Annotated in this window: 12 protein-coding genes; 10 read left to right on the top strand and 2 right to left on the bottom strand. The window is 47.2% G+C overall.

Going from position 1 to position 14,226, the window contains the following annotated elements; all coding sequences use genetic code 11:
- The first annotated feature begins 10 nt into the window (after nucleotides 1-10).
- The 10 genes from tkt (at nucleotide 11) to ATI45_RS19325 (ending at nucleotide 12,263) form a co-directional block, all read left to right on the top strand.
- Complete coding sequence (tkt, locus tag ATI45_RS19280; protein ID WP_098421216.1) at nucleotides 11-2,011, top strand: transketolase; 2,001 nt, start codon at nucleotides 11-13, stop codon at nucleotides 2,009-2,011.
- Nucleotides 2,011-3,042: a type I glyceraldehyde-3-phosphate dehydrogenase gene (locus ATI45_RS19285; RefSeq protein ID WP_098421217.1), complete on the top strand. Its 1,032-nt coding sequence runs from the start codon at nucleotides 2,011-2,013 to the stop codon at nucleotides 3,040-3,042. The genes tkt and ATI45_RS19285 overlap by 1 nt, the downstream gene beginning before the upstream one ends.
- Before the next feature lie 77 nt (nucleotides 3,043-3,119).
- Entirely contained in the window at nucleotides 3,120-4,286 is a 1,167-nt protein-coding gene (locus ATI45_RS19290) for a phosphoglycerate kinase (protein WP_098421218.1), read from the top strand.
- A gap of 42 nt (nucleotides 4,287-4,328) precedes the next feature.
- A complete protein-coding gene (gene fba, locus ATI45_RS19295) occupies nucleotides 4,329-5,393 on the top strand; it encodes a class II fructose-bisphosphate aldolase (RefSeq protein ID WP_098421219.1) in 1,065 nt (354 codons plus the stop codon).
- 566 nt (nucleotides 5,394-5,959) lie between these two features.
- A complete protein-coding gene (locus ATI45_RS19300; RefSeq protein ID WP_143751188.1) occupies nucleotides 5,960-7,075 on the top strand; it encodes a DNA adenine methylase in 1,116 nt (371 codons plus the stop codon).
- Nucleotide 7,076: 1 nt separating this feature from the next.
- Nucleotides 7,077-7,805, top strand: coding sequence for a hypothetical protein (locus tag ATI45_RS19305; RefSeq protein WP_098421221.1), 729 nt, complete (start codon nucleotides 7,077-7,079; stop codon nucleotides 7,803-7,805).
- Nucleotides 7,792-8,775 carry a beta-ribofuranosylaminobenzene 5'-phosphate synthase family protein gene (locus ATI45_RS19310; RefSeq protein WP_143751189.1) on the top strand — a complete coding sequence of 328 codons (984 nt, stop codon included), beginning with the start codon at nucleotides 7,792-7,794 and terminating at the stop codon, nucleotides 8,773-8,775. The genes ATI45_RS19305 and ATI45_RS19310 overlap by 14 nt, the downstream gene beginning before the upstream one ends.
- Nucleotides 8,769-10,430 carry a non-canonical purine NTP pyrophosphatase gene (locus ATI45_RS19315; RefSeq protein ID WP_098421223.1) on the top strand — a complete coding sequence of 554 codons (1,662 nt, stop codon included), beginning with the start codon at nucleotides 8,769-8,771 and terminating at the stop codon, nucleotides 10,428-10,430. The genes ATI45_RS19310 and ATI45_RS19315 overlap by 7 nt, the downstream gene beginning before the upstream one ends.
- Nucleotides 10,431-10,770: 340 nt before the next feature.
- Nucleotides 10,771-11,274, top strand: a complete 504-nt coding sequence (locus ATI45_RS19320) for a hypothetical protein (protein WP_143751190.1) — start codon at nucleotides 10,771-10,773, stop codon at nucleotides 11,272-11,274.
- Nucleotides 11,275-11,417: 143 nt separating this feature from the next.
- Complete coding sequence (locus ATI45_RS19325) at nucleotides 11,418-12,263, top strand: REP-associated tyrosine transposase (RefSeq protein ID WP_098421225.1); 846 nt, start codon at nucleotides 11,418-11,420, stop codon at nucleotides 12,261-12,263.
- Between the two features lie 378 nt (nucleotides 12,264-12,641).
- On the opposite strand, the gene ATI45_RS19330 is transcribed toward ATI45_RS19325, so the two are convergent.
- On the bottom strand, nucleotides 12,642-13,691 hold the full coding sequence (locus tag ATI45_RS19330; RefSeq protein WP_098421226.1) for a serine/threonine-protein kinase: 1,050 nt from the start codon (nucleotides 13,689-13,691) through the stop codon (nucleotides 12,642-12,644).
- Nucleotides 13,684-14,142: a hypothetical protein gene (locus ATI45_RS19335; RefSeq protein WP_098421227.1), complete on the bottom strand. Its 459-nt coding sequence runs from the start codon at nucleotides 14,140-14,142 to the stop codon at nucleotides 13,684-13,686. Before ATI45_RS19335 ends, ATI45_RS19330 begins: the two co-directional genes overlap by 8 nt.
- Between the last annotated feature and the right edge of the window lie 84 nt (nucleotides 14,143-14,226).

Here is a 14,226-nt window from a genome sequence, read left to right on the forward strand (position 1 = left end):
AGAAATGTTAATGCCCTCTCGTAAAGATCTCGCCAACGCCATTCGCGCGCTGAGCATGGATGCGGTTCAGAAAGCCAAATCCGGCCATCCGGGTGCGCCCATGGGCATGGCTGATATCGCCGAGGTGCTGTGGAATGATTACCTAAGCCACAATCCTGCCAACCCGCAGTGGGCCAACCGCGACCGTTTTATGCTGTCTAACGGCCACGGCTCCATGTTGCAGTACTCCTTGCTGCACTTGAGCGGTTACGACGTTTCCATTGATGACATCAAAAACTTCCGCCAACTGCACTCCAAAACCCCGGGCCACCCGGAATACGGCTACACCCCGGGTGTTGAAACCACCACTGGGCCTTTGGGCCAGGGTTTGGCTAACGCCGTGGGTTTTGCCCTGGCTGAGAAAACCCTGGCGGCGCAGTTCAACCGGCCGGGCCACGACATTGTTGACCACTACACCTATACCTTTGTCGGCGATGGCTGCCTGATGGAAGGCATCTCCCACGAAGTGTCGTCATTGGCCGGCACTCTGGGGCTGGGCAAGCTGATCTGCTTCTATGACGACAACGGCATCTCCATTGACGGCAAAGTAGACGGCTGGTTCACCGACAACACCCCGCAGCGTTTTGAAGCTTACGGCTGGCAGGTGATTGCCGACGTAGACGGCCACAACGCCGACGCCCTGAGTGCGGCCATTGAAGTCGCCCGCGCCAACACCGATCAGCCCACGCTGATTTGCTGCAAAACCGTGATTGGCTTTGGCTCGCCCAACAAACAAGGCAGCGAATCGGCCCACGGCGCACCGCTGGGCGAAGACGAAATCGTTCTGACCCGCGAAGCACTGGGCTGGAAACACGGCGCATTCGAAGTGCCGGAAGACATTTACGCCCAGTGGAACGGAAGAGAAAAAGGCCAGACCGCCGAAAGCGCCTGGAACGACACCTTCGCCGCGTATCAGAAAGCCGAGCCGGAACTGGCCGCAGAGTTCAAGCGCCGCATGGCCGGTGATTTACCTGCCGACTTCTCTGGAAAAGCCCAGGCTTTCATCCAGAGCGTTCAGGACAAAGGCGAAACCATCGCGAGCCGTAAGGCGTCTCAGAACAGCTTGAATACCTTCGGCCCGATGCTGCCGGAACTGTTGGGCGGCTCTGCTGACCTTGCCGGTTCTAACCTGACCATCTGGGGTGGCTGTAACGTTGTCACTAAAGAAGACGCCAGCGGCAACTACATCAATTATGGCGTGCGCGAATTCGGCATGGCCGCCATCATGAACGGCCTGGCCCTGCACGGCGGATTCGTGCCCTACGGCGCCACCTTCCTGATTTTCATGGAATACTGCCGCAACGCCGTACGCATGGCCGCGCTGATGAAGCAGCGCGCCATCTATGTGTTCACCCACGACTCCATTGGCCTGGGTGAAGACGGCCCCACGCACCAGCCCGTTGAACAGCTGGCCAGCCTACGCACCACGCCCAACATGAGCACCTGGCGCCCGGCCGACGCGGTAGAATCCGCCGTTGCCTGGAAAGCCGCGCTTGAGCGTACCGACGGCCCCACCGCTTTGGTCTTCAGCCGCCAGAATCTGCCCCATCAGGACCGTTCTGCACAGCAACTTGCCGACGTTGCCCGCGGTGCCTATGTGTTGTCAGACAGCGAAGGCACGCCAGAGCTGATTCTAATTGCCACAGGTTCCGAAGTTGCGTTGACGCAAGACGTAGCCGCCAAGCTGCGCGAGCAGGGCAAAGCCGTTCGCGTGGTGTCTATGCCGTCGACCGACACCTTTGATGCGCAAAGCGCCGACTACAAGCAGCAGGTATTGCCGCTGGACGTCACCAACCGCATCGCGGTGGAAGCCTCCATTGCCGATTACTGGTTCAAGTACGTTGGCCTGGACGGTCGCATTGTGGGCATGACCACCTTTGGTGAATCGGCACCCGCTGGCGAACTGTTCAAGGAATTCGGCTTTACCGTCGATAACGTCCTGGACGTGGCCGCCGAGCTATTGGAAGCTTGATGACCCAGCCCGCATTTTATCGTGTCGCCATTAACGGTTACGGCCGCATCGGCCAGTGCGTGCTGCGGGCGCTGTATGAAAACGGTTATCGCGACCACTTCCAGGTGGTCGCGATTAACGAGTTGTCAAACATCGACACAATTGCGCACTTAACCCGCTACGACTCCACCCACGGCCGCTTTCAAGGCACGGTGTCGGTAAAAGGCGACAGTCTATGGGTGAATGGCGATGTTATTCGTGTTTTAAACAGCACCGACCCGGCCGAACTGCCCTGGCAACAAATGGGCATTGACCTGGTACTGGAATGCTCCGGTGCGTTTTCTGACCGCGCGACGGCGGAACAGCACCTGGCCGCTGGCGCCAAACGGCTGCTGTTTTCGCAGCCGGCCGAAGCCGATGTAGACCGCACCGTGGTGTACGGCATCAATCATCTTGAAATGGTAGACAGTGATCGCATTGTGGCTGCCGGTTCCTGCACCACCAACTGCCTGGTGCCGATGATCAAAGTGCTGGACGATGCGCTGGGCATAGAGCAAGGCACCACCACCACCATTCACGCGGCGATGAACGACCAGCCGGTGATTGATGCGTACCATCATCAGGATTTGCGCCGCACCCGCAGCGCGCTGCACAACATAGTGCCGGTAGACACCGCGCTGGCCCTTGGCATTGAACGCCTGCTGCCCCACATGCAGGGCCGCTTCAGTTCCGTAGCCATGCGCGTGCCTACGCTGAACGTGTCTGCCATTGATATGGTGCTGAACGTACGTACGCCGGTGACCGTCGCTGACGTTAACGGCATACTGCAGCGGGCGGCGACGACCTTACCGCTGATGGGCATATTGGGTTACACCAACGAACTGCTGGCAAGCTCCGACTTTAACCACGACTCACGTTCCGGCGTGGTCGACGGCGGCCAAACCCGAGTAACCGGGGACACCATGGTGAAAGTGCTGTGCTGGTTTGATAACGAATGGGGCTTTGCCAACCGTATGCTGGATGTCAGCCGGCACTGGCTGGCCGCGCACTGACTTATGATCTGATTCGCGATCTGACGAACAACCTGATTCACATTTGACGCTGACGAACTGTTGAAGGGAAAAAGAGTATGGCCATCAAAAAAATGACCGACCTGAATCTGGCAGGAAAGCGCGTACTGATTCGCGAAGACCTGAACGTACCGCTGAAAAACGGCAGCATCACCAGCGACGCACGTATTCGCGCCGCACTGCCCACCATTAAGGCGGCTGCAAGCGCCGGCGCCAAAGTTATGCTGATGTCGCACCTTGGCCGCCCGGAAGAAGGCGTGTACGACGAAGCCGCTTCCCTTAAGCCCGTGGCTGAGCACCTGAGTGAAGCCCTGGGCCAGAACGTACGCCTGATCAAAGACTACCTGAACGGCGAAGATCTGGATCTGGCCGACGGCGACGTGGTGCTGTTCGAGAACGTGCGCTTCAACAAAGGCGAAAAGAAAGACGACGAAGCCCTGGCCAAGCAATACGCCGCGCTTTGCGATATTTACGTGATGGACGCCTTCGGCACCGCACACCGCGCCCAGGCCTCTACCCACGGCGTTGGCAAGTTTGCCCCCGAAGCCTGTGCCGGCCCGCTGCTGGCGGGTGAGCTGGAAGCCTTGGGTAAAGCCCTGGATAACCCGGCCCGGCCGGTTGTTGCCATTGTTGGCGGCTCCAAAGTCTCCACCAAACTGGACGTACTCAACGCCCTGGAAAAAGTCTGTGACCAGATTATCGTCGGTGGCGGCATCGCCAATACCTTCCTGGCCGCTGCAGGTCATCCCGTAGGCAAGTCACTATGCGAGCACGACTTGATGGACGCCGCCAAAGACATCGCCTCCCGCGTTGAAATCCCGCTGCCGGTTGACGTAGTTGTTGCCAGTGAGTTCTCTGAAACCGCGACCGCCACCATTCGCAACATTTCAGACGTGACCGAAGACGACATGATTCTGGACGTAGGCCCCGAAACCGCCGGCCAGTTTGCCGGGCTGCTGAAAAACGCCAAAACCATTTTATGGAACGGCCCGATAGGTGTATTTGAATTCGACCAGTTTGAAAACGGCACCAAAGTGCTGGCCCACGCCATTGCCGACAGCGCAGCATTTTCACTCGCCGGCGGCGGTGATACTGTGGCAGCCATTGACAAGTACGGTGTAAATGAGAAGATTTCCTATATCTCTACCGGTGGCGGTGCCTTTCTGGAATTTGTAGAAGGCAAAACCCTGCCCGCAGTCGCCATGCTGGAAGAGCGTGGCGCGTAAAACGCATTTAACCAATCGTACAAATTTTAAGGAGACAACCTAATGGCCCTGATTTCGATGCGGCAAATGCTGGACCACGCCGCCGAGCATGGTTACGGTGTGCCAGCCTTTAACGTGAACAACCTGGAACAAATGCGCGCGATTATGGAAGCGGCGGACAAAACCGACTCACCGGTGATTGTTCAGGCGTCCGCCGGCGCCCGCAAATACGCCGGTGCCCCCTTCCTGCGCCGCATGATTTTAGCAGCCGTAGAAGAGTTTCCGCACATTCCGGTGGTTATGCATCAGGACCACGGCACCAGCCCCGCCGTATGCCAGCGTTCCATTCAGCTGGGCTTCAGCTCGGTGATGATGGACGGCTCCCTGGGTGAAGACGGTAAAACCCCGACCGACTACGAATACAACGTAGACGTTACCCGCCGCGTAGTAGAAATGGCCCACGCCTGTGGCATATCGGTAGAAGGCGAGCTGGGTTGCCTGGGCTCCCTGGAAACCGGCCAGGCCGGCGAAGAAGACGGCATTGGCGCCGAAGGCACTCTGGACATGAGCCAGATGCTGACCGACCCCGAAGAAGCCGCTGATTTTGTGAAAAAGACCCACGTAGACGCACTGGCCATTGCCATTGGCACCAGCCACGGCGCCTACAAGTTCAGCCGCCCACCCACCGGCGACACCCTGGACATAGAGCGAATCAAAGCCATTCACAAACGCATCCCAGACACCCACCTGGTGATGCACGGCTCTAGCTCTGTACCCCAGGAATGGTTGAAAATCATCAACCAATACGGCGGCCAAATCCCCGAAACCTACGGCGTACCCGTGGAAGAAATCGTGGAAGGCATCAAGCACGGTGTGCGCAAAATCAACATAGACACCGACCTGCGCCTGGCCAGCACCGGCGCCGTACGCCGCTTCCTGGCCGAAAACCCAGCCGAATTCGACCCACGAAAATTCCTGAAAGCCACCATGGTGGCCATGTCAGATATTTGTATTGCGCGTTATGAAGCGTTTGGCTGCGCGGGTAATGCCAGCAAGATTAAGCCTATTAATCTTGAGCGGATGTATGAGCTTTATGACACTAGGACGCTGGATCCTAAGGTGAGGTAAGGGCTTTAAAATTCACAGCTCTAAGCCAGTATACTACTTGGGGCTGTAAAATGGTTCTTACTAATAAGGGTCCGTTTGCAGCTCGGCTACTACTCTCAGCTTCCTTTTCAAAACTGTCGCACGAGGTGCTTTCGATCAACCGCATGTGCGCTAAGCAAGATTTAGAACTAGCGCCTAAGATAAAAATACCGTCATTGTAGACATTAAGGGCGATAAGGTATGTGGATGGCTTTATCCCCTAGGGGAAAGATTACTTGTCATTTTTTGTATGTCGATGAATTTTAAGATGGTATTGTAAATTTCACGATCGATGGAAGTTGAAGCCGGAAATTTGATTATAAGGGTGATTATCTAGGTATTTGCCTCTGATGTGTCGGTGAAGCCTATTTAAGATGAATTATAATCGAGCCTGCTTGCCCCAGTTTTATAAGTGACGACTTGGACGTATAGTATGTCTGACGCCTGACAGCTAAAATTAGGTTTTATTACATAGCTTTTAAATTCAAAAATGTCCGTCATTTTTGTTGTGAAAATTATTGAATGTAAGTGCGGATACAAGATCGCTATTGGAAGACAAGGTTATGTTATTAGATTCTTCGAACTCTTTGGTGCCGGAAATTGAGCAACTTGATCGCTTTAATTGTGATGCCGGGAATTTTTATTATCCTAAAACTAGATACTACGGAAGCAAAAAAAGAGTTATTGAGTGGGTCTTGTCACTTTTACAGCCTCTTAACTACCACACAATACTTGATGCATTTGGAGGTACTGGTCTTGTATCTCTTTCTCAAAAAATTGCAGGAAAAAAAGTTTATTATAATGAAATACTAAAAAGCTCAAATTATACTGCTAAAAGTATTCTTGCGGATCATACAGCGATAGAAGAGAAAGACATATTAGAGTTTTGTGGCTCTGTGGTGCCGAATTTTGGTTTCATAAGCAAAAAATTTCAAGGGTTTTATTACACTGATTTCGAGAATTCTTGGTTAGACGGTGCAGCGCTTAGTCTTAAGAGATACGCTGGCTTAAAAAATGTTCAACTAACACACTGTTTGCTTCAAGCATGCCTTCAAAAACGACCATTCAACATATTTCATCGACGAAATCTGAACTTTAGGCTTAACTGCAATAGAAATACGAAGTTTGGGAACTGGAAAACCTGGGAAAAAACATTTCAAGAGTTAATGCTAGATGCTGTTTCCGAGTTGGGAAAAGCAAACTTCAGAGGTAAGCATACAGTTGAATTTTTAGAACCCTCTGATGCGTCATCTATTTCAAGTGTTTACGATCTCGTATACTTGGATCCACCTTATATTTCGAACGGTTCGGGCGGGCAAGTTGACTATTTGGATCGTTATCATTTCCTCGAGGGCTTTGTAAGCTATGACACATGGCCATATTTGATTGACGAAAACTCAAGAATTGGAAATTTAAAAAAGAGTGCTGGATTATATGAGTGGAATCGAAAGTCAACATTTAGGGATCGATTGTATTCGTTAGTAGATGCCCATAAAAAATCAATCGTAGTACTCTCTTATGTGTCGAGCGGATATCCAAGTCAGAAAGATTTGATTTCTTATTTTCAAAAGAAATTTAAAAAAGTTGTTGTTTCATCCTGTAAGCTCAATCATGTCCTTTCTCCTGGAAGTAAAACAGAAATAATCATAATTGGGCTGCCGTAAAATGGAAATTTTAAATCATCAAGTTCGGATTCCGACTTACAAGGTGCTATTTTCTGTATTCTTTCTCCTATTTATTGCTTTCGTAGTTTCATATATTATTTTTGATCCTAATTCTGAGAGCTCAGTAGATATAAAAGTAGCAACCTTATTAGGTGGTGGTTGCGTGGGCTTTGGCGTAGCGACACTGCAGCTTTTCATTACTATCGTTGAGCAAAAGAAAATTTCATTCTACGAAAGTCTAAAGATTCATGATGTATTTTCTGATAGGGATGATAAAAATATTTATCGGGACCTAATTGAAGGAAGTTTTCAGGTAATCGATGTAATGGGTAATACTTGTTCAAGATTGGTTGAAGATTTTGCACAATTTGAAGTTGGTAGCTCGAACGCTTTAATAAGAGCGCTGGAGCGTTCGGTTAGAGTTAGACTTCTAATATCAAATCCTGATTCCTTAATAAATGACGGCGATAAAGCTGCTATTGAAACAAAAACGTTGATAGCTGCAAAAAAATTAAAAACAACTTTCCCTCATCTTTTTGAGCTAAGATTGCTAGCCGGAAAGGCATCGCATAATATTATGTTGTGTGACAATATTTGTTTGATTGGTCCCATCTTTGATCAAATAAAGAGTAAAGACACCCCAGCCCTAAAGACTGACAAAGACTCAATAATATCTAAAGTGTATTTAGAAAATTTCGAAGCTGAATGGAAGCAAAGTGAGCTCATATAATGTCGTAGAAATTCATTCACCAGCAAGAGTCCATATATCACTTGTTTGTATGGGGAGTAATAATTTCAGATCAAACGGTGGCGCTGGCTTTGCGATATCTGGTTTTGATACGATTGTAAAAGCCGTTAAGTCTAGTAAGATGAAACTGAGGGTGCAAGGAGTATTGAAGCTTGAGAATTCACTGAAGAAAAAAATTTTAGATCTTGAGGCGTATTTGATTGATTTCTGCACGATTAACAAGTTTTCGCCAGCAGCAATTTGTGTTGAAGATTTGCCTCAGAGAAACTCTGGGTTTGGAACGGGAACAAGTTTGGAGTTAAGCTGTATTGAGGCTCTATATCTGATAAACAATGTTGATTACCAGCCTTCGGATATAATTAATTCAACGCGACGAGGACGAACATCTGGAGTAGGAATCCATACTTATTTTGAGGGTGGCTTTGTCGTAGATTTGGGGCACCCACCAAAAGATAAATTGGTCCAGTCGTCTATGGGCCTACGATCCGAAGCGCTTCCACTCAAGCTCGGTAGATGGGATTTTCCTGACTGGAACATTGGAATTATTGAGCCTTGCCAGAAATTGCTGCCCAAGCATTATATAGACGAGACCGAATTTTTCCAGAATAATTGTAATTTGACTGTAAGTGATATGTCCAAAATTAGTTTTTTTCTAATATTTGGACTTTTACCCGGCATAATTGAAAGAAATTTTGAAAAGTTCTCCTTGGCAATTAATTCAATTCAAAAAACAAAATGGAAAAAGTCGGAGATTGATCAGTACGGTGATCTGTTACCACATATTTTTTCCGCTTTAATGGCGAAAGGTGTCACGACTGCTGGTTTATCTAGCATGGGTCCTATGGTCTATTTTTTATCCGATGCTCCAGTCGATAATATCAATAACAATTCTATTGGTGATGTCAAAATGGTATCGCCAAATAATGCTGGGCGAAAGGTAGTGCGATGTTAGATTTATATTTCTTAACCACGAATAGAGTAAAATTCGCACACTTATCTTATATGCTAAGAAGCGAAGCTGTGCGCTTAAAGCCTTCGCCTGATTACGGACGGCCTTATCACGAGCCGCGCATTTTTGATCGTGAGAAGTTACTTCGGAAGAGTATTGAAAGCGCGAACACTCGAATGTTTCGAAGAGAGCCAGGTGAAAACTCAATTGGCGATGACCTTTTTGAAGTTATAGAAGATAATGAATTAGAATTGCGACGAAATATAGCTGACATAATGCAGGACCGATTTTTTATTATTGAAGATACTTCAGTAATAATTGAAGCTTTAAGTAAAGAGCATGAAGTTCCAGGAGTTGATGTAAAATACTGGATGCGCGCAACATCATTTGCACAGTTGGACAAGCAGTTACGAGAGAACGGTAATAATAGGAAGGTTACAGTTAGGTCCGACATCGTGCTTTATATACCTCGAAAATTTCGATCCAAAATTGAAGAAAACTATAAAGTTTTCACCGGTGTTGCCTTTGGCAGCGTTGTTGATCGGGAATCTCTTTTTGAAACAAATTCTTTGTACCCGTGGCTCGATAATAAGACTTTTAATAAGTGGTTTGTTCCAGATGGCGTAGACTCAATATTTAGCACTCTTTCAATAGATGAAGCTTTAAAATTTGATTTTAGACGCTCCGCAATTGATGAGATGTTAGATTTTCTTTATAAAATAAAAATTCTTGAACAAAAAAAACCAAAACCAACGAATACGGCTTTTCAAGAGTCGTTGTTTGGTGAGTCAGATTTAATTATTTGTGGTCCGACTTGTAGTGGAAAAAGTACAGTTTCTGAATATTTAGCTGAAAATTACGGTTATTTTCACATCGAAGCCAGTGATTATATGCACCTTTTGTATTACCAACAATTCAGTGACATTTCAAGTCTGACAGGAATTCACAGTTTTGCAAAAAAGGTTCTTGATGAAAAGCCTGAAGTAGTTGCAAGTGAAATTAAAAAAGAGAGAAATAGTTTTGGCCATAAAAGATACGTTATATCTGGATTTCGGTCTCCGGCTGAGCTGATTCCCTTTGAGAATGAAATAAAGGCAGGTGTTGTTAATCTTGTTTATTTGAATTCAAGTCGAGAGCTTCGTTTTGCTAGGAATAGAACCCGAGCGAGAGTCGACTCTTTGGAAAATTATGCTGATTTTGTTTCAAGAGATGATATGCAGCTAGAAATGGGTCTTTCTGAATTAAAAATTGATACCCGGGGAACTAAGTTTTTAAATGAATCTAGCCTGCAAGTTTTTAAGAATGATTTTGTAGAAATGTTTCTTGAACACACTCCCAAGGTTTCTCTGTTTAAATCCGTAGGAGAACTTGTGATTGGAGCATCATTGGAAAATGCGATAATTTGTGCATTATTTATTAATCAGAAAGATTCTACATATTATACGACGACACAAATCAGTAAATTCATTAATAATTCAGTTTCCAGATCTAAAGGTGGGTCTTTAATTATGACTCATAAAGATAACGTGAGTAGATATTTTAATATGGGGTTTTATCCTTATTTTCGGATTTCTGCAGAGTCTAGTAAAAAACGATATCGGTTATCGGCTACTGGGTTGAGCAAAGCCAGAGAAATAATGAGGTTGTTGAAAGGATAACGTAAAAAAGCTAAAATCGGGACAGATTTATTTTCTATGATTTTTGGGCTTTTCAAACTCAAATCGTAACTGTTCACGCATTAAACGGAGATGCCGGGGTCAGGTCTTGCGTTTGGCCTCTGCCTTGTTCTTTCGTTGTAATCGTCTAATTCTTTCCCGTCTCAATTAGAACCACGGAAGGGGCCAAGGCATGGCCAAACCGCTGCGATTGGAATTTGCCGGCGCGTTGTACCCCGGTAGTTCGCGGCCGATGGCCGCCAGACGCCCTTTTCATTGCGACTTCGCCTCCATTACAAGGTCGCTGCTAAGCTTCGCGTTAGGCATAATTGGAGAAACTTGTATGCGTGTAGATAACGAAACTGGAATAAGAAATTTATGCGAAGTTGCTTTACTTATTAAAAAAACAATGCCGGTAAACGCAGCAACTAAATTCGCTATTCGTACAGTGCTTAGAGAAGCAATTAACAAATCCAACAAGGAATATAAAGGTAATAGTAACCGAAAAAATTGTCGTTACATCTCACCTTCTGCCGAGGAGGAACTAACTCACAATCCAAATGCTAGTCTTATTGCTGATCATGCTATTCCAGTGAGTCGCTCTCTGAGAAAGTTCGAAGAGTTGAAAGATTCTACGCTTGAAGAAATAATAAATCTTGTTTCCAAGTACACAGTAATGGTCTTAATCACTCAAAGTGAAGACAAACAGTTAAGCAACGCAGGCTTAGTAAGAAGCATGCCAACTGATTGGGACGGCATATATGTTTATGCACGCTACAAACACATAGGTATTAATGTAAAGCCTAACAAGTCATTCAAACCGACGCCAGAAAGCGGCGCGGTTTAAGTCAATCGTTAGCACCTCAGGCCCCGCAGGTACCGGGGTCAGGTACCGGGGTCAGGTCTTGCGTTTTGCTTCTGCCTTGCTCTTTCGTTGTAATCATCCCATTCTGGCACGTCTCAATTTAGAACTACGGAAGGAGCCAAGGAATGGCCAGACCGCTGCGACTGGAATTTGCCGGTGCGTTGTACCATGTAACGTCCCGCGGAAATCGGCGTGAGATGATTTTTGAATCTGACGATGACCGCCGCGCCTTTTTGTCAGTTTTCGAGGAAGTGTGTGAGACTTTCAACTGGGAATGCCACGCCTACTGTCTAATGGGCAATCACTACCATCTTTTGATTGAAACACCTGACGGCAACCTTTCAAAAGGCATGCGCCAACTTAATGGGGTATATACCCAGCACTTCAATCGAACTCACAGTAGGGTGGGGCATGTTTTTCAGGGACGGTATAAGGCGATTCTGGTTGAGAAAAACAGCTACCTATTGGAGTTGTGTCGATACATCGTTCTAAATCCGGTTCGCGCTGCCATGGTTCGATCTGCAATTGATTGGCCGTGGAGTAGTTATCGGGCAACAGTGGGTTATCAGCAGGGCTTAAATGCACTCAATAGAGATTGGATTCTTGCTGCTTTTGGTGAACGTCGTGAAGCAGCAACAATCTGTTATGAGCGATTCGTGGCTGAAGGGAAGAACCAGCCGTCCCCATGGAAACAATTAAAAAATCAGATTTATCTGGGAAGCGACCAGTTTGTCGATGACATGCAGAGACGGATTGAGAGGCCAGATCTGCTAAGCGAGATACCGTCCAGCCAACGTCGCTCCTTGGCAAAGCCTTTACAGCATTATGCGGATGTTGCTTCTTCTCGAAACGAGACTATCGTTCTATCGTATTCCAGCGGTGGGTATAGCATGAAGGCGATCGGTGATTTCTTTGGGCTGCATTATTCTCGCATAAGCCGGATTATTCGAGAGGCAAAACGCAAGACCTGATCCCGATGACTGGCGCGAAGCCTATTTTTACCTTAAGTTGGTAAAAAGGGAGTAAGGGCGGGAGTCCGAATTACGCTAATGTAAGATTAAGCTGCAGATTTTTAACATTTTCGCTAGGGATAACGAACAATATAGTTTCAGCAGGCGATGGAAACTATTGCTAAAGATGGGGCAGCTGATGGATAACATTGTGTCAGGCGCTATGCTTCGCTAATAGTGCCATACCAACCATTTTCTAAGTTCAATAAAACTTTTTCGGGCCGTTTTACAGCACCTAATCTGCTCAACCTTTGTCTGTATGTGAGCGCGTCTCCCCCCATCGCAAGGTGAGAGCGAGTTATAAATGACCCTCTTCTAATACGGATTTTCTTATTCATTTCAATGACTTCTCAAAAATTTTTGAATGTCCGCCCTAGTTGCTCTTTCTTTGCAGTACGGGATGATACGTCGTTCGGCGCCAGTTGAGCTAACTTTCACCGCATGTAGGTCCATATTCTCGATTACACATCGATAATTTACGCCTGACTTGTTTTCCTTAAACCATTGTCGACAATTTTGGTTCTCCTCATACCGCCAGTCAAGTTCAGCGCCATCGATATCAGATAGATCGTTTACAATATGGAGTACAGATTTGTACCGTCGATCTGGGTTTACCTCAAGGCACTTTTTTATAACGTTACGTAAACGCTGAGGAATGTGCTCCAAGAATGCGTTTCGATCTGGGAATCGTCCCTCACACACGGCTGCAATGAATAGTTCACTATTAAAACTTTCGTCAATCACGAACGGCTCAAACTGTTGATCGAAGTTACGATCACCGTTAGCCATGCGATACAAAGTCAATCCGGCCTGATAGATGTCGAAGGCAGAACTGAACTCTCGATCTTGGAAGCGTTCTGGCGGAAGCATCTTGACGTAAAATTTCTTCTGCTGTGCCAAGCCGTGCGCATTTGTCAGAACCGCTAAGCCAAAATCCGATAGAAGCCCCTCGTTCCGGTGAGAAAGAAGGATGTTGTCGGGCTTGATATCGAAGTGCAGCAAGCCTTTCGTATGGATATGGTGAAGACCACTCAAAAAATTGCATGCGTAACGGACAATCTCGCGAGTGGTCAGGAACTGTTGATTCATAACCTTCTTGAGTGAGCCAGCCCTGTAGTAGGGCAACGCCATGTAGACATATTCCGCATCTTCACAAGCATAGTGAATGGGAACAACATTTGGATGCGAACCTAAGTGAAGCAGTTTCGCTTCTGCATAGAACTCTTCCAACTGATCCTGATTGATTTGATTCTTCCTTATCCTTTTCACAACCAGTTCGGTGTCAAGCTGTTTGTCGTGGGCAACGAATACGTCGGAATTCCTTCCCTCCGCTCCGATATCCTCTTTCAATTCAAACTGCAGTTCCGCCCGCGTGTTTGCGTTAAGCATCGCAGGCTCCTATTGCAGTACACACCGCTTCTCTCTCAACTGTCGATAAGTCTGACCAACCTTCAATATTACGCAGCACTAGCTCTCCTTCGAGGTATTTCTTAAGGTCCTTTCGCTTGATATTTAGCCTCGATGACAAGCTTGAGATTTGGCCACGAAAATATGCCTCAACATCACTGCTAGCGAGGGCCTCTTGAATGACTCCCTCAATCTGAATTCGCAGTATATTCGGCTTTTGCGCACTCGGCTCGGTAACTCTAATTCCTGCACGTTGAACTTCATACTCGACTATCACATCAAGAAGATTACTCCTGATATACTTGAGTGCTTCAGGCACATCTAAAGCCTTAGGAATCTTAATGCCCTCTATGTTAATAACCTCGCCGGCATCGGCGTCGTAGATTACAAACGTAACCTTCTTTGGTTCTACCCTTATACCAATAGTGCGCATGTTCCCTTCCGACACCTATTCAGAAATTGAATTCTTACAGTCCATTAATTTAGGCCGTTGGAGTCATGGCGCGCAAAGTTATTC

The sequence above is a fragment of the Marinobacter sp. LV10MA510-1 genome, assembly GCF_002563885.1.
In the GTDB taxonomy this organism is placed as follows: domain Bacteria; phylum Pseudomonadota; class Gammaproteobacteria; order Pseudomonadales; family Oleiphilaceae; genus Marinobacter.